The sequence below is a fragment of the Pseudohongiella sp. genome (assembly GCF_011050365.1).
Taxonomy (GTDB): domain Bacteria; phylum Pseudomonadota; class Gammaproteobacteria; order Pseudomonadales; family Pseudohongiellaceae; genus Pseudohongiella.
In genome coordinates this window covers 281,690-298,341 of sequence record NZ_DRFV01000001.1, presented here as the reverse complement: position 1 = coordinate 298,341, position 16,652 = coordinate 281,690, and the positions used below count along the sequence as shown (strand labels likewise).

14 protein-coding genes are annotated in these 16,652 nt (G+C 56.6%); 4 read left to right on the top strand and 10 right to left on the bottom strand.

Annotated elements, in window-relative coordinates:
- Positions 1-237: 237 nt before the first annotated feature.
- The 3 genes from ENH71_RS01360 to ENH71_RS01350 all read right to left on the bottom strand — a co-directional run bounded on the left by ENH71_RS01360 (position 238) and on the right by ENH71_RS01350 (position 2,594).
- Positions 238-885 carry a hypothetical protein gene (locus tag ENH71_RS01360; protein ID WP_294133781.1) on the bottom strand — a complete coding sequence of 216 codons (648 nt, stop codon included), beginning with the start codon at positions 883-885 and terminating at the stop codon, positions 238-240.
- 95 nt (positions 886-980) lie between these two features.
- Positions 981-1,640, bottom strand: a complete 660-nt coding sequence (locus tag ENH71_RS01355; protein WP_294133779.1) for a peroxiredoxin — start codon at positions 1,638-1,640, stop codon at positions 981-983.
- A gap of 156 nt (positions 1,641-1,796) precedes the next feature.
- Positions 1,797-2,594 (bottom strand): 4-helix bundle domain-containing protein, encoded by a 798-nt coding sequence (locus ENH71_RS01350; RefSeq protein ID WP_294133777.1) that lies wholly within the window; start codon positions 2,592-2,594, stop codon positions 1,797-1,799.
- A gap of 137 nt (positions 2,595-2,731) precedes the next feature.
- Here ENH71_RS01350 and ENH71_RS01345 point away from each other — a divergent pair, with 137 nt between their 5' ends.
- Complete coding sequence (locus ENH71_RS01345; RefSeq protein WP_294133775.1) at positions 2,732-3,394, top strand: Fe2+-dependent dioxygenase; 663 nt, start codon at positions 2,732-2,734, stop codon at positions 3,392-3,394.
- 148 nt (positions 3,395-3,542) lie between these two features.
- On the opposite strand, the gene ENH71_RS01340 is transcribed toward ENH71_RS01345, so the two are convergent.
- From ENH71_RS01340 to yfbR, 3 genes are read right to left on the bottom strand one after another with little or no spacing between them, the layout of a single operon-like run.
- Entirely contained in the window at positions 3,543-6,119 is a 2,577-nt protein-coding gene (locus tag ENH71_RS01340) for a phosphoenolpyruvate carboxylase (RefSeq protein WP_294133773.1), read from the bottom strand.
- Positions 6,116-7,357, bottom strand: a complete 1,242-nt coding sequence (locus tag ENH71_RS01335) for an MFS transporter (protein WP_294133771.1) — start codon at positions 7,355-7,357, stop codon at positions 6,116-6,118. The genes ENH71_RS01340 and ENH71_RS01335 overlap by 4 nt, the downstream gene beginning before the upstream one ends.
- Positions 7,358-7,382: 25 nt before the next feature.
- Positions 7,383-8,006, bottom strand: a complete 624-nt coding sequence (gene yfbR, locus ENH71_RS01330; protein WP_294133769.1) for a 5'-deoxynucleotidase — start codon at positions 8,004-8,006, stop codon at positions 7,383-7,385.
- A gap of 218 nt (positions 8,007-8,224) precedes the next feature.
- On the opposite strand from yfbR, the gene ENH71_RS01325 reads away from it, so the two are divergent.
- Complete coding sequence (locus ENH71_RS01325) at positions 8,225-8,548, top strand: hypothetical protein (protein ID WP_294133766.1); 324 nt, start codon at positions 8,225-8,227, stop codon at positions 8,546-8,548.
- Between the two features lie 20 nt (positions 8,549-8,568).
- Here the strand turns inward: ENH71_RS01325 and ENH71_RS01320 are convergent, their stop codons facing one another.
- On the bottom strand, positions 8,569-8,874 hold the full coding sequence (locus ENH71_RS01320; RefSeq protein ID WP_294133763.1) for a helix-turn-helix domain-containing protein: 306 nt from the start codon (positions 8,872-8,874) through the stop codon (positions 8,569-8,571).
- A gap of 305 nt (positions 8,875-9,179) precedes the next feature.
- Here ENH71_RS01320 and ENH71_RS01315 point away from each other — a divergent pair, with 305 nt between their 5' ends.
- Positions 9,180-10,748, top strand: a complete 1,569-nt coding sequence (locus ENH71_RS01315; protein WP_294133760.1) for an AbgT family transporter — start codon at positions 9,180-9,182, stop codon at positions 10,746-10,748.
- A gap of 380 nt (positions 10,749-11,128) precedes the next feature.
- Here ENH71_RS01315 and ENH71_RS01310 read toward each other — a convergent pair whose 3' ends face one another.
- Positions 11,129-12,871 (bottom strand): thioredoxin domain-containing protein, encoded by a 1,743-nt coding sequence (locus ENH71_RS01310; protein ID WP_294133758.1) that lies wholly within the window; start codon positions 12,869-12,871, stop codon positions 11,129-11,131.
- Positions 12,872-13,279: 408 nt separating this feature from the next.
- On the opposite strand from ENH71_RS01310, the gene ENH71_RS01305 reads away from it, so the two are divergent.
- Positions 13,280-14,461, top strand: a complete 1,182-nt coding sequence (locus tag ENH71_RS01305; protein ID WP_294133756.1) for an acetyl-CoA C-acyltransferase — start codon at positions 13,280-13,282, stop codon at positions 14,459-14,461.
- Between the two features lie 179 nt (positions 14,462-14,640).
- On the opposite strand, the gene ENH71_RS01300 is transcribed toward ENH71_RS01305, so the two are convergent.
- Positions 14,641-15,207: an outer membrane beta-barrel protein gene (locus ENH71_RS01300; RefSeq protein WP_294133755.1), complete on the bottom strand. Its 567-nt coding sequence runs from the start codon at positions 15,205-15,207 to the stop codon at positions 14,641-14,643.
- Between the two features lie 270 nt (positions 15,208-15,477).
- The gene (locus ENH71_RS01295; protein ID WP_294133753.1) at positions 15,478-16,611 is read right to left on the bottom strand and encodes a DmpA family aminopeptidase; all 1,134 of its coding nucleotides are present in this window, start codon (positions 16,609-16,611) and stop codon (positions 15,478-15,480) included.
- Between the last annotated feature and the right edge of the window lie 41 nt (positions 16,612-16,652).

The window sequence follows — 16,652 nt, the reverse complement described above, 5'->3', positions numbered from 1 at the left end:
TATCTGCTCTGTGCAGTAACGAACACAGCATCTGAAGACGCTGTCCGGTCACCTGGAAGCACCATCGTGCGCCAGACGTCACTGTCACTGATGGGAATCGTGGAACACTCTACCACGTCAACCATCATAAGGTTTCAATGTTTTCGGCCAGCAATCGGTTACCGTTCTGCGCCAGTGCCGCAGCACGGCAGTCGTGTCTTTGAATAAAGACATGACTGACCTCTCACTGTCACGCTGTCAATCGGTAGCAAAGCAGTAGAAATAACCATTACCACCACTGCCCTGCAAATCCTGCAGACTGCAGCCACGTGAACCATGGGCGCTGTTCCACGATGTCGGATCGGCGCCGCCACCCTGGCGATCATGGTGCCCTACCTGGGCACTGCCTTCCGTGTTGCTGGTCCAGTTACTGCAGGTGTGATCGGCGTCGTCGGTGAAAGCGGTGCCGTCGGCATTGGTGCCGGTCAGAATGTCATGCTGGTTGGGACTGTCTCCCCGACCGTTAACCATTTCTCCGGATTCGGTCAGCGAATTTTCCTTGTTCAGTTCATTGCTGTCACTGTGCAGGTCGGCTACGTTGGCAGCCACCTGCACACCGTTGGCGTTGAACCACGGCCCGGTACCGATGCGGTCACGTGCATTGACTGCCGGCATGCCATTGCGCGCCTGCGTACTCAGATACGCGGCCCAGGTTTTGCCGGTTACGCCAGCGGCCTGCGCCAGTATCGCGCAGTGCATGTCTGCGCCAGCCAGACCACCCAGATTGGCACCGTTACCGGTCCCGGCACTGGTGATAAAAAAGCTCAGACTGTTGTCCTGTGCCATGCTGGCACCCGATATACCCAGCGCCAGTGTTGTCAACGCTACTGAAATTGCCTTTTTCATGATGCCTCTCCTCGGTGATTTGTTATTCTGGGGTGATGCGCACATTGTTACGTCGATTGGTACTTTGGTTGGTACTTTAATTGGTACTACGATTGTTACTTCGGTTGCCTGGCGACCCGCAGATAGGGTTTCAGCGTATTCCAGCCGTCAGGGAATTTCTTTTGCGCTTCTTCGTCGCTGACCGACGGCGGAATGATGATATCTTCGCCATTTTTCCAGTTAACCGGGGTAGCCACCGTGTGTTTTGCGGTCAATTGGATGGAGTCCAGCAATCGCAGGATCTCGTCAAAGTTGCGACCACTGGTCATGGGGTAGACCAGAAAGGCTTTGATTTTTTTGTCCGGGCCGATAATAAACACCGAACGCACCGTGGCATTGTCGGCGGCTGAGCGCCCGTCGGCACTCCCCGGCTCCGCCTCAGGCAGCATGTCATACAGTTTGGCGACATTCAGATCGGTGTCACCAATCATCGGAAAATTGGGCGCGGTGCCCTGGGTTTCTTCGATATCTTTCGCCCATCCGGTGTGGTTTTCTACCGGATCGACAGACAAACCGATAACCTTGGTGTTGCGTTTATCAAACTCCGGTTTCAGCTTGGCGGCGTACCCCAGCTCAGTGGTGCACACCGGCGTATAGTCTTTGGGGTGGGAGAACAGGATGGCCCAACTGTCACCGATCCAGTCGTGAAAGCGGATCTCGCCGTCAGTGGTTTTGGCTGTGAAGTCCGGCGCAATGCTGCCAATTCGAATGGTCATAGGATTCTCCTGATTCGTATTTCATCAGCACACAGAATACTACTGTCTGCGGGTAATATGCGAATGCTGACGCACAGGAAAGCAGCAAAATCAGGCTTTTCGCCCGATCTGTCGCAAGGCAGACCGGGCCGAGAGGTTTTGCTAACGGATAATGGTTCAGAGCCGGGAAACCGCCAGTTCCACGCGGCTGGCGGCGCCGTAGATCACGGACGGCTCGGTATGCAGGCGCTGGGGTGGCTGCAGGCCAGTCCAGGCCGGGCGCACCAGATCGAGCTGCTCACGAATCGCTGATACTGTCGAGGCATCATCCGTCATGGTTTCCACCCGCGCCAGCAGATCGTAGGCAATGCGGATAAAGCCCAGGGCATCCTGATACTCATGGGCATTCTCCAGCGCCAGATCATCGCCAACAGCGATGTCATATTCGGCTGCAGCCGTGCTGAGCAGATCGACAATCACGTTACCCAGCAGGCGCGCATGCTGATCCGGTACTGCCTGTTCGGCAGCGGTAATGCCCTGCAGCAAGGCCTCATAGGCAGTTTCGACCTCGGCCAGCGGCTGGCCATTTTCCACTGCCACGGCCAGAGCCGCTAACTGATCAGCAAAACCGGGGGCACCACGCGCCTCCAGTGCGGGCTGCAACGCCGCGTAAATTTCACTTTCCGGGTGTTTCATGTGCGTCGCCGAAGCCTCTTCGTCGCCTTCACGATACAGGTTGACACCAACATTGAGATGTCCGCGAATGAACGCCAGCTGGCCCAGATAAACAGCGTCACTGGCAACGGAATCAGCACTGCTGGCACCTTCACCACCTTCGCCGCCCTCGCTGGCCGTCATGGCGTCATGCCCCATGTCCGCCATATCTGACGCATCTTCATTTCCGCACGATGTCATGGTGACGCCAGCAATACAGACGACACCCAGACCCAACCAGAGTTTGTTTTTTGACTCCATGACAGAAGATCCTCGATAACAAAAAAAGGTGAATATTAGTGACGGGCCCGACCATGGCATGATTGCCTTCCGACACACGACACACTAAACTGATGGCAGCTTACATTAATCAATAATCATTCTCAATTGCATTCATTATGATTTTACCTGTCGCTGGCGTTCTGTCCCCGGCCCTGATCACGACCTGTCAGCAACTTGCCAGCGACGACACCCTGTTTGTCGACGGGCGCAGCACTGCCGGGTGGTACGCAAAACAGCACAAGCACAACCTGCAGGCGCGAGCCGCCGAGCCTGTGCAGAAGGCTCTGGAGCAAGTCATGGCTGCCATTACCGGTCATGAATTAATACAGGCAGCTGCACGCCCCAAACGCATTATTCGCATGCTGCTGAGCCGCTACGATGAGGGCATGCACTATGGTCATCATGTTGATGATGCCTTGATCGACGGACACCGGACCGACCTGTCGTTTACCCTGTTTCTCAATGAGCCCGGCGCTTACGACGGTGGCGAGCTGGTGATCGACGAGCCTTCGGCTGAGCGCCCGTTTAAACTGGCCGCCGGCTCCATGCTGCTGTATCCATCCAACACCCTGCACCGGGTCATGCCGGTCACCCGGGGTCAACGGCTGGTGCTGGCAGGCTGGATACGCAGCCTGATCCGGGAGCCGGCGCAGCGCGAACTGTTATTCGATCTGGAGCGAAGCATCGCGCAGCTCCGCAGCGCCGCCGGTCAGGGCGAAGCGTTGGCACTGCTGTTGAAAACGCGCAGCAATCTGCTGCGCATGTGGGCCGAAGACTGAGGACAGCCCTGAGCGGAGGTTGAAACAGCCCTGAGCGGAGCCTGAAAACAGCCCTGAGCGGAGCCTGAAACAGCCCTGAGCGTGGCCAAAAACAGCCCTGAGCGGAGCCAAAAACAGCCCTGAGCGATGCGTTACGTCAGGACACTCATCAGGCCGAATTACGCGCCGCATTGATGTTGCCAAACAGGGTGCGCACCACCATTTTCTCATAGACCGCCAGACGCGCCTGATCATCCTCTTCACGACATTCACGGATACGTATCAGCGCGTACTGCTGGATGGTCAACAGCGGCAACACCACCTGCTCGCGCAAGCGAATACTGAGCCGGCTACGGGCATTATCCTGCAACAGTTCTTCCTGACCAGCCACCTTCAGTACCATCTCCTTGCTAAGCAGATATTCCTGATAGATGTCCTGCCAGAACTCGCCAAAGCGGGGATCTTTTTCCATATACCGGGTTAGTTCGAAATTGGTTTTACTCATGCTCTGCATGCTATTGGAAATCAGGGCCCGGAAGAAACGCGATCGCTGATACAGGTCGAGACAGGCATCCAGACGACCAAATTCTTCCTGTGCCTTGAGTGCCGTGCCCAGCCCGTAAAAACCGGGTACGTTCTGCTTTAACTGACTCCATGAGCCGACAAAGGGTATTGCCCGCAGGTCTTCGAATTTTAATGCACCAGTACCGCCACGTTTGGACGGGCGGCTGCCAATATTGGCCATCGCGTAATACTTGAGCACACTCATCTCTTCCAGATAAGGCATGAACAACTCATGTTGCTTGAATGTCTCGTACTTGGCATAACTGCGCTCAGCCAGGTCCCGGATCAGATTTCGTTGCAAATCATCCAGCTCACGGTCAGCGCGATCGATCAGATTATTCTCCAGGCCGGCCGTCATCAGTTGACCCAGGTTATGGCTGGCTGCCACCTTGATGCCATAGTGCGAGCTGATGGTCTGGCCCTGCACAGTCATCTGAATCTGATTGCTTTCAATGTTCTTGCCGTGGGCGGCATAAAACAGATAGGCATCACCGCCGCCCCGGGCGGGCGGACCACCGCGACCGTCAAAGAACACCACTTCCACGCCGGCATCGCGCGATACCCCTGTGATGGTTTCCTTGGCCGAGTAAATGGCCCAGTTGGCCATCAGGTAGCCACCGTCCTTGGTTCCGTCCGAGAAACCCAGCATCACGGTCTGGCGTTGTCGTCTTTTTTGCAGGTGCGCCTGATACTGCTGATTCTGATACAGACTGGTCATCGACTCGCCGCCATGCTGCAGGTCGTTGACGGTTTCGAACAGCGGCACGATATCCACGCTGATGTCTTCATCACCCCAGCCACACAACCGGAACAGCGCCAGCACGCGGGCCACATCCACCGGACCGCGGCAATTACTGATGATGTAACGGTGGGCGCCACGCTCACCGTTACTCGTCTGGATTTGCCGGATCACCCCGAACGAGTCGATGGTATCGCGCACTACCGGGTCATCAAACTGGCTGGCGACCACCGGTTCCGAAACCCGGCACTGGATCAGCGCGTCAACCTGGGCCTGCTCTGACAGGGCGTCAAAATTATCCGGAAGCACGCCGGGATACTGATCGATAATATTATTGAAAGCACCGGTGATTACCCGGCTGTCCTGACGGATATCAATGCTGGCAAAATGGAAACCGAACAGTGTCAGTTTGCGCCGGAATGAACGCAGCGGCTCCAGGTACATGGACTGAAAGCGATCGATGATCAACGTCTCTGCCTCATCCAGCGCAGCAAAAATGCCGGCCAGCGTAATATCTTCGCGGTCATCTTTTTCAACCAGCTCATCACGAATGCCCTTGTCCAGGCGATCGAGCAGATCGTAGACGCCGTCAAAACTCAGACGTCGTTTAAGTGCGCGCAAATCCTGATGGTAGCACTGCAGAATTGCGCGACGCAGACGGGCAGCAACCCGCAGGGTTGTCTCAGTGGTGACGAACGGGTTGCCATCGCGATCTCCGCCTGGCCAGAAGCCGATACTGATAAGCTCACTGTTGTTGTTCACTGAATCCGGGTAACGGGCAGCCAATGGATCGACGATATCACCAATGGCCGGATACAGAATATTGCCCAGATACCAGGTCAGCAATACGGCCTCGTCATAGGGCGTCGGTTTCTGTTTCTTGAAGAACGGTGTGTTGCCAAGTTGCTGCAACAGGTCACGTACCTCGCCGATCCGCGCACCGCCGATGGCATCACTGAGGTCAGAAATAATGGCCAGCACCTGTCCGGGATAGAACTGCGTCGGGTGGGCCGTGAGCACGACCCGAACGCCAAAATTCTTCAGCAAGTGTGCCAGCTTTTCGGTGCGACCGTCGTCTTCTGCGCGCTCGGTCAGTCTTAACAGCGAGCTTTTGTTTTCGATCTGATGTATGCGGCTGTAAGCGGCATCTTCCAGCGCATCAACCAGGACGACCTGGCGCTCTACGTACTGGATAATTTTGAACAGGAACTGCACCTGTTCATCCTGGGAAAAGTGTGCGCGATGCTTATCGAAAAAATCACCAATGATCTGCCGCGGATCATTGCCATCGGCCAGCCCTCTCTCACAGCTTTCTACCAACAGTGGCAACAAGGTGCCGGTCTGTTCCACGGCATCCAGCGGCAGAGTAAGAAACAAGCTGTTGTAGAGCTGGTAATTGAGCTCCACCAATTCTTCAAAAAGTTTTGCAGTCTGATCAGTCATTCAGCACCTGGTACGGGTGTCGGGTTTCTGGGATACGACGCCATCATTAGCAGCGACGCAACAAATACATAAACAGCGCAGGCGCCAAACAAACCGTAGGCGTCCACTCCGTGATCAATAAAATAACCAAATAGTACGGGCGAAATTGCCGTTGCCAGCACCATGATAGCCATATTCAGGGAACGAATCGCACCCAGTTTACGCGTCCCGTATATTTCAGGCCATAGTGAACCGGTAATGGGCGGACTGCTACCGGCCGACATGCCCAGCAACGCCAGCATGATCAGGGCTGCCATATCGCCGGGCATCAGAGCCGCCACCAGCATGCTGATGAACATCGGCAACAGGAATATACCGACCAGGCGCGGGCCTTTGAAACGGTCGACCAGTACACCTGACACAAGCGAGCTGAGCCAGTGCACGGCACCGTAGACCACAAAGCAGGTCGCCAGCCAACTCAAACTCCAGCCCTTGTCGACGACGAGAAAATTCTGGTGAATAAAGACACCGGTGATCAGGAACGGATTTGCCATCAACCCCGGCAGCGCCAGCCAGAAACGGTAATCGCGCAGCATCTCACGGCGCCCCGCGCCCTTGTTATCCCCGTTCGCTGCGCCCGCGGACGGTTTGCCTGCCGCCGTCGGCGGCTGTGTCATGTGGCTACGGCTCAGCAGCCATAACATAAACGGTATAAGCACCAGCACGGCAGCTACTGCGATAAAGGCAAAACTCGCCTGCCAGCCGATGGCGGCGATCATCGCCACTGCCATCAGGGGCAGCACGATTTCGCCCAGGGGCACGCCTGACATGGCAATGCTGACGGCTTTGCCCCGTTCTGCCACAAAATAGCGCGTCATGGTGGTCATGCCGCCATGGGGCAGCAACGACTGGCCGAACAATCTGAGCAAAAAGAACCCGAGCAGCAATGTCACCAAGCCGTTAGCCTGCGACAGCACCGTCAATGCAACCGCCAGACCCAACGCCACCGCAACAGCGTAGGTACGCAACGTCAGGCGGTCGATCAGGCCGCCCGCCCAAACCACGGTCACCGCCGACGCCAGGGTTGCCAGCGAATAGGCGCCACCATACTCGCCCGCACTCATGCCCAGGGTACGTTGTATATCAGCGCCAAACCAGGCCACAAAAAACGACTGCCCGAAGTTACCCCAGAACACGGCGGTAAAACCAAAACCGAGCAATGCCCAGTGCCGCCGTATGAATGCCAGATATCCTGTCAACTTGGTCTCCCTTTAAACCCGGTCATCAGCGCAACAACTCGTCCAGCGTCAGACCATAACTGGGCGCAAAGGTCTCCAGGAAATATCTGACTTCAGGGCAGTCATCTCGCTCCAGACGCCTGCGGACATCCTCTTCTGCCTTGCGGAATTCGGGATTGCCAGCCTGTACCTCGGCCTTGCATTTGAGATAGGCACAAATGGTATCCGCTGACTTGATCAGGGTGTGATACTCAGGAACGATTTCCGCCTCCACCAGTACCGGCCTGAAATCAGCTTTCAGGTCATCGGGCAACAAGCTCAGCAACTCATGGTCGGCCTGATGCTCAATGGCCTTGTACGCCTTGGTAATTTCCGGAGAGTGGTATTTTATCGGCGACGGCATATCGCCGGTAATGACTTCGCTGCAGTCATGGTACAGCGCCGCCACCACCACGGCATTGACGTCAACCGTACCACCAAAATACCGGTTCCTGGCCAGCGCCAGCACATGAGCAATGGTCGCCACTTCCCAACTGTGCTCCATGACGTTTTCGCTGATCACATTACGCTTCATGCCCCAGCGCTGGAGCCAACGCAATTTGCTGATGTAGGCATAGAAATGACTTCGCACTGGGGCGGGCTGTTTCTTTGTGGACGTCGTATCGGGCATAGTTGGCTCTTTAATAACGCTAAGAGTGACTTGAGCCGGCATTATAACCGTGCGGCCATGTCGATGCGCGTCCAAACTGAATCAAACTGCAAACCCGGCCACGGCAACGTGGCCGGATAACAGCCGGATGTCTGGAGCAGCAACCGGGCTGCTGGTACTATACGGGTGCGTATACAAGATATGAGTCCGCCATGACCCACCAGCGAGCGTAACCCTGAATGAGCAGTAGTCCCGACCTGAAATCAAGTGGCGCAGTAAAGCGCCTGATCAATGGCAGCTATGGCCTGGCCCTGACCTACTGGGTGCTTTACCTGGCGGGCGCCGCGGTATTTTTTATTCTGGGAAGCCTCGCCGTCGCCGACGAGGCCTGGCCAAGGTATATCACACTACTGGGGTTAACGCTGGGATGGACATTTGCCCTGTTGACGGGCATCAAATTCGCTTATCAGGGTGATGACCCGGGCAAGGCACTGGGCCGTATCGCCATGCTGTTTCTGCTGCTTAACCTGACCAATGCTCTGGCGACCCTGAGTTTTATCTGACCGTTGCCATACTGCTTTTATCACTTACCCGATTTACCAGACTTGCCGTTTTGTGCCGCTGAATCATGGATCATGGTCGACGCCGGCATTGCCGAGACCCGGGCCGACGGGGGATACACACGCATGCCGCGCGTGACCGGGAAGAGCTCACCGACATCAACGTGGAAGGCCTTGCATAACTGCTCCAGGGTATCCAGAGTCACATTCTGATCTTCGTTTTCGATACGCATGATAGTCGATTGCGCCACACCCATTTTTCGGGCAAAAACCCGCTGCGGCACGTCGCCTCGTGCTTCCCGGATAAAAACAGCCAATCTTGCGCGCAAGTGAACCATACATGGTTTATACTGCTATTGACGAACCACATGCGGTTCAACCGGGAAAACCTCGGAAACCGACTGTTTACGCCAGCAGGAAGCAAGCAGTACCGTCGGGGGTTGTGGTGTCGGACGATACCGCCACCCCCGATATCTTGCCGGCATCCTTTTCGACCTGCCTCACTGTCCCATCCGGGCCCTGCGATTCTTATCCCTGGTTTGCGCCACCGCACGAGCTGAATTATGCTTGCGATGTTATTTGGCGTGCCTGCCTGGTGCACTTCCAATCAAAAGATCCGCTAAAGGACTTCAACATGTCTCAGACTCCCCCTGTTACACCTCGCCAACCCGGCATTCTTGGCTGGATTGAATACAACGGCAACCGCCTGCCCGATCCGGTGTTCATTTTTCTGTGGCTGATACTTGTTATCGTTGCCATCAGCGTAATCGCTGCGCTGGCCGGTCTGAACGCCGTGCATCCCACCCAGTTTCTGGCCGATGGCAGCCCACTCATAATTGAGGCGGCCAGTCTGTTATCAGCGGACAATATCCAGCGCCTGCTGGTGGAAATGCCAACCACGTTTACCCACTTCCACCCGCTGGGTTATGTGTTGGTGGTGATGTTGGGGGCCGGCGTGGCGGAGCGCAGTGGTTTGTTCGCCGCCGTCATGAGCAGCGCAGTAAAAGCCGCACCCGCCGCCTTGCTGACACCCGTTGTGGCATTGCTGGCGATGGTGGGCAACCTGGCGGCAGATGCCGCTTACGTGGTGCTGATACCGTTGGCAGGGGTGGTGTTTGCGGCCGCCGGGCGACACCCGATTGCCGGTATTGCAGCCGGTTTCGCCGGTGTTTCCGGCGGCTTCTCGGCCAACCTGATTCCGGGCCAGCTCGATGCCCTGCTGTTTGGCATTACCGAGGCGGCCGTGGTGACTCTGGATACCAGCTGGGTGATGAACATTGCCGGCAACTGGTACTTTATTGCCGCGATGACGTGCATTTATCTGCCGGTGATCTGGTATGTCACCGATAACATCATTGAGCCACGTCTGACGCCTATATCCGATGCCAACAAGGGATCGGCCGCGATCACCCAGCGCGACTCCGGAATACTCAGTGATGATGAGCGCAAAGGTATGCGCCGGGCCGGCCTGGCAGCGCTGGTTGTGGTGCTGGCCTGGGTGCTCATGTGTTTTGCACCAGGCACGCCGCTGATCAATGAGGACGCCGGTGCTGCGAGCATGCAGCCATTCTACCAATCACTGGTTGCCGCATTTTTTATTCTGTTCCTGGCCTGTGGCTGGGCCTACGGCAGTGTCACGGGCAGTGTCAGTTCGCACCGCGATGTGGTGCGCATGATGTCCGAGGCAATGGCGGATCTGTCCTATTACCTGGTGCTGGCATTTGCTGCGGCGCATTTTGTTGCCATGTTCAACTGGTCCAATCTGGGCCTGATCTTTGCGATCAATGGCGCTGCCGTTATTCAGGCGACGTCGCTGCCGATGCCGGTTCTGATGGCCCTGATCATTCTGCTGACCGGCATGATCAACCTGTTTATCGGTTCTGCCAGTGCCAAGTGGGCCCTGTTGGCGCCGGTCCTGGTACCCATGCTGATGTTGCTGGGCATCAGCCCGGAAATGGCGACCGCAGCCTACCGTGTCGGTGATGGCGCGACCAACATCATTACGCCGCTGATGCCCTACTTCCCGTTGATACTGGCGTTCTGCCATCGCTGGCAGAAGGACTTCGGCCTGGGCAGTCTGGCGGCGACGATGATTCCCTACAGTATCTGGATGATGATCACGGGCCTGATTCTGACCATGCTGTGGATCTGGCTGGGTTTGCCGCTGGGGCCAGGGGCTGTGTCCGGCTATGAGCTGCTTTAGATGAACAACTCCAGACGGCCGATAGCACGATACCTGGCGGCTGGGGGAACTCCCGAGACACTTCGTTTCGGGAACGCCTGTCGTGACTGGGTGTCACCTTCAGGGGACGCCGTGAACCCATCCGTGGGGGCTCTTATGCGGCTTCCCTGCCGCATAAGCCCCTTCAGTTGACACCCAGCCCCGACCGGCTTGTGCAGGCTTCCCACTTGAGCGGATCCAGGCCGTGGATGTGGAGGGGGTTGTGAGCGAGGGTGTACCCGAGGAACCTCCCCCTCTGCAGCCGCGAGCCGCTAGGCACTGCCCAGACGGCTTATTCGTAACGAAAAAGGGGACGAAGGATTAAATCCCTCCGTCCCCTTTTTTATAACGAGCTTGCGTAATTACTGCGCGGCGACCTGTTCGGCTGCCGGGCCCTGGTCTACGAACTGCCAGGTGACCGCGCCAAAGAACATCTCATCCCAGCTTTGCTGGCCCCAGGGCACCGAACGATCCGGATCCGGATTCGCCGGATTTTGCGCCGAGTTATCGAACGCGCCAGTGGCGACGATTTTGGTGCCCGCTGGAACCAGCTTGGGCTCCCGCAGCTTATAGGCCAGTTGCCAGTTATAGTTGTAGTTGGCGATGTTGATCAACTCTTCACTGCTGCCATCAGGATACTGCGCCTCGAAACGCATGCGCTTGCCGCGGAAATGCATGTGCGGCAGAAAGGTGTGCAAATAGGCGTCACGTGGCACAGTAATGGTTTGCGCCATTTCAAAATCAGGGTCATTCGGTGGGATGTTGGTCCACGTCGGCGTGAAGATACAGGCACATTGACCTGACATGCGCTTCTCCGGCACAAATCCTTCCGGATAGAACCAGATGCCGATCTCGCTGGCATCTACCGTTTCGCGACCCGTGGTGGTGTAATGCAGCTGCAACGCCAATTGTGACCCCGCGCGCAGCAGACCGCCGGTATTTTCCGGTTCGTGATAAGGCTCGGCGCCGGGAATGTAGGCGGTAATGCTGGGCTCATCGGCGTTGCCGCCGCCCAGGAAACTACGACGTCCGTTGGAACCGGGGGGCAGAATGCTGTTCAGGGTGTGGTGGAGAACCGTGCGATCACCGGCAATGTACTGGCTGGCACGAACCCAGCGATCTTCGGTGAGACCTTCAAAGGGCACAACCACATTGATGTAATCCAGCACCCCGGTGGCCGGGATTGACTGCGGCGGCACTTTCACGATCAGATCCGGCTCACCAAATGCCCAGTCAGTCTCAGGCCAGGTCAGTTGCGCCAGTGGGTCCTGCGGGCCATCGAATTGAGAGCCCTGAGCAATCCAGTGCAGGATGGCCTGCTGGTCTTCGACTGCCAGCGTCAGACTGTTGACGAAATCACCGACATGCGGATCGATCTGACCCGGTGGCATACGTTTGGTCATCAGTACTTCACGGATCATCGGTGACCAACCCTGCGCCATGGTGTGGCTGTTCAGGGCAAAGGGTGCGATACCACCCTCACGGTGACAGGAGGCACAGTTTTCCGCCAGGATCGGTGCTACCTCATTGGTATAGGAAACCTCACGGGCCATGTTGCTGTCGCGCGCCGGATATTCGATGGCTTCACCGGTGACGGCGAGCTCGGGTGCCGATACCGCATTGCCGGCATCAATGTCTGCCAATGCCTGGGACAAGCCGCTGACCGGACCACGATAACTCAACGTGAACGTACGCGGATCAAGCACCAGTACCTCACCGGCAGCGCGCACACCCATGGCTTCGGCGATTAACTGGGCATCATCAATCAGGACGGGAATGTCATTATTCTGCTCTGCTGCAACGGCAGACACCAAGTCGCGGGACTCGCCCAGAGGGTTCAGCATGAAAAACTGAAAGTCGTCGGCATGCGCGTCTTTCAATGCCTGAAAAGCTGGCAATGCCTCTGCTGCAGTGCGGCTGTCATTGGTATGCACCAGCAGCACAACTGCCTTGTGATTGTCGTACCAGGCCATGTGATGGAACAGGCCCTGGTGATCCAGCAGGGCAAAATCACCAACACGTTCGTTGGCGAGCAGGCTTGAGCTCAGGGTCAGACCAAGCACAGCCAGGGCTGATAATGACGCGGATAACAAACGCTTCTTCATGACTTCCTCCGGGGTATTAAGGCAACGGGTATAGTTATTTTTCTAAGGCTGAACACTCAATTCGGTGTTCAGACACGGCCCGCAGGGAAGACAACCAGACCGTTCATCCATATATGCTGCCGACGCTAGCACAGCGCACTATAGCGCACAATAGAGGCAGGCCCGGTTGCGGCAGGCTTGCGACAGGACGCGCCAATCGGCAGCCACCGACGGCGCGACAGATTCTGCCCATTGCTATACAAGGTTCTCCATGGCGCTCGTTAAGGGGTTCTGAATTGGGCGCAATTCCGTTACACTTGGCTCCGAACAAACGCTCAGTCACCCATGAAAACGCTCCTGAAAATTGCCATTATTTCAGCGTTTTCAAAATGTTAACAAGAATCAACTGATCAAGACAAAGGACCTATCATGAAAGAAGCTGTCATCGTCGCAACAGCCCGTACGCCTATCGGCAAAGCCTATCGCGGAGCATTCAACAACACCGATGGCCCCACACTGGGTGGACATGCCATCCGGCAAGCCGTCAGCCGCGCAGGTGTTGGCCTGGACGAGATCGACGACGTTGTCATGGGTTGCGCGGTACAACAGGGCACCACGGGCTACAACATTGGTCGCCTGGCGTCAGTCGCTGCCGGCCTGCCCAATACTGTGTCCGGCATGAGCATGGACCGTCAATGCGCTTCCGGCATGATGGCCATCGCCACTGCCGCCAAACAGATCATTTGTGACAATATGCCTATCGTGATCGGCGCCGGCATGGAATCCATCAGCCTGGTGCAGAATGATCACCGCAACAAGTACCGCACGGTTGATGACAACGTCATTGCGCTGTCACAGGATGCCTACATGCCGATGCTGCAAACGGCAGAAGTGGTTGCCAAACGCTACAACATCAGCCGCGAAGCACAGGACGAGTACAGCCTGCAAAGCCAACAGCGCACCGCTGCCGCGCAGGCCGCCGGCAAGTTTGACCAGGAACTGGCCCCCATGGAGTCCACCATGGGCGTCATGGACAAGGAAACCGGCAAGGTCAGCTTCAAACAAGTAACGCTGGGCAAGGATGAAGGTAACCGTCCGGAAACCAATATCGAAGGCCTGTCAGGCCTGAAGCCGGTCATCGAAGGCGGTTGTATCACTGCGGGCAATGCCAGCCAGTTGTCTGACGGCGCATCGGCCAGTGTCCTGATGGACAGCAAGCTTGCCGAACAGAAAGGCCTGACCCCACTCGGCGCTTATCGCGGCATGGCTGTTGCTGGCTGCGATCCTGACGAGATGGGTATTGGTCCGGTGTTTGCCATTCCCAAACTGCTGAAGCGTTTTGGCCTGAAGATGGACGATATTGGTCTGTGGGAACTTAATGAAGCGTTTGCCGTCCAGGTGCTGTATTGCCGTGACAAGCTGGGCATCCCCGACGAACTGCTGAACGTGAACGGCGGCGCGATTTCCATCGGTCACCCTTACGGCATGAGCGGCGCCCGCATGGTCGGTCACGCTCTGATCGAAGGTAAGCGTCGCGGCGCCAAATATGTCGTCTGCACCATGTGCATCGGCGGCGGCATGGGCGCAGCTGGACTGTTCGAAGTTTACTGATGCATCGCCGAAGCGTGTTGAACGCGTGCCGGGGCAATCCCCGTTACGCGTTCAATCGCTTTCGCTAACTTCCGTGTCAACATCCGTGTCAGACAATTTCCTACTTCCTTGCACACATCCGTGTTAACTCTTTTGCCAGCTTCTGGCTAAACCAGCCACTCTGATTCGCCAAACATTTGTCAGAATGTGAATTTCAGGCCTGCTGACAGTACATCGACCCGGGAGTCGAAATCAGCGCCGGCAATCGGACCTATTTCATTGCGGTCCAGATCAACATCCAGTCGATCATAGGCCACCTGCAGAGCCAGACTCTCGGTGATGCTGAATTGCGCCCCGACACCGTAAGTCAGCTCGTTTCCGCTAAACCGATCACTGAAAGAACCGACCCGAACATCACTGTCCCACCAGAATCGCCCCGCTTTGGCTATCAGCGCGAAGCTGTCAGTCAGCGGCAGGCGACCGGTCGCAGCAAGGCTGTAGCCGTCGATGTCAGAACGGGCCAGGTCACCACCGAATTCGCCGAAGTCAGTGTAACCACCCTCAATGCCGAAATAGGGATTGATCTGCCAACCGGCAAACAACCGGGATGCATTGTTGTCATCATCGAATTCACTGTCATCCACGCTGACCAGGCCAAGCGAGCCGCCGACGTACGGACCGGTTTCGTTTGCCAGCAATGCTGTGGAGTAGGTACCTGCGGTCAGGCCTGCGATGACACAAAGGGTTTGGAATGTCGTTCTTTTCATATTCAGCTCCTGCTGTTTTGTATTCCTGATAGTCGTGAGCGCTTCGGCTGGCGCTCATGTGATTGACTGTCAGGGACATTGCAACCGTCATGCCAGAATAAATTATTGTTTATTTTCATGAACTTGAAAAAATACAGCAGGAAATGCCCGGGTGCAGGTGTCTGGTAGCAACAACAGGTCTGACGCGGCTATCCTATGTCATTGATATGGCAGGCACTCACCTGTTGGTTAAACCCAACAGGGGTGTTGAAGCAGTGTGATTCGCGCCAGTCAAGGCACAGTGCGCTGCAGCAAGCGCAGGACCTGCTGGACAGGAATGGCCGGATACTGCCCGTTGTTGATGCCATCAACATCGCTGGCTTTGAACAAGGCGTTATAGACAGCTTCCTCAGTGGCTTCCACAATAGCCTGAAACAACGGCGTCATATTCTCATTCGGCCAGTCTTCCAGGGTATGTAACTGCTCACGTCGAAAGGTGTTGCGCCGGACACCTTCCGCAGTAGAAAAAGCCAGCGCATAATCGCCCGAGCCATTGGACATGGCCGAGCCGGTGCGGCCGATGCCAAGAAACGAGCGTGCCGCCAGACGCTCAAGATTGCGATCGGACAACGGTGCATCGGTCGCGATGATAATCATCACCGAACCGTCCGGGCTGGTGGCAGACGCCACCGGATCGCCGACGACATGTATATCCTGCGGGCGCACGGGTGTGCCCATTATCGTTAACTCACCGCCATAGTTGGTCTGCACCAGTACACCCACGGTAAAGCCACCGTCATTGTCCGGTAGCACCCGCGAGCTGGTGCCGATACCACCTTTCCAGCCAAAACTGACCGTACCCATGCCCGCGCCAACGCTGCCTTCCGCTACCGGTCCCGGTCGTGCTGCCACAATCGCATCCAACGCGTGCTGTGGCTGCACCGCCCGCAAACGGATATTGTTGATACGGCCATCATTGGTCTCACCGACAACAGCGTTCACTGACCGCACCGTTTCGTTGCCGGCTTGTGCCAGCGTCCACGCGATGACACCGGCGGCCGCTTCCGGCACCGAGAGGGTATTGGTCAGCAAAATCGGTGTTTCGACCTCGCCCAATTCCATGATCTGGGTCGTGCCCATCATTTTCCCGTAGCCGTTGCCTTGCGAGAATCCTGCCGGCACCTTGTCCTGATACAGGTTGCCGCCATGTGGCAGAATCGCGGTAACACCCGTGCGCACACCGTCCGCTTCGACAATCGACACATGCCCGACACGAACACCGGCGACGTCAGTAATGGCGTTGTGGGTTCCGGGCTCATATATACCCGGGGCAACCCCTGCCTCGCGTGCGCGCGGATCGTTGTCATTCGCCCACGCAGTGCTGCTGCACAGAAGTAAAAAAAAACACAGCTTCCCGATTCGCATAATTACTCTCATAGTGTCGTGTTTAGCTGGCAAGACCCGTT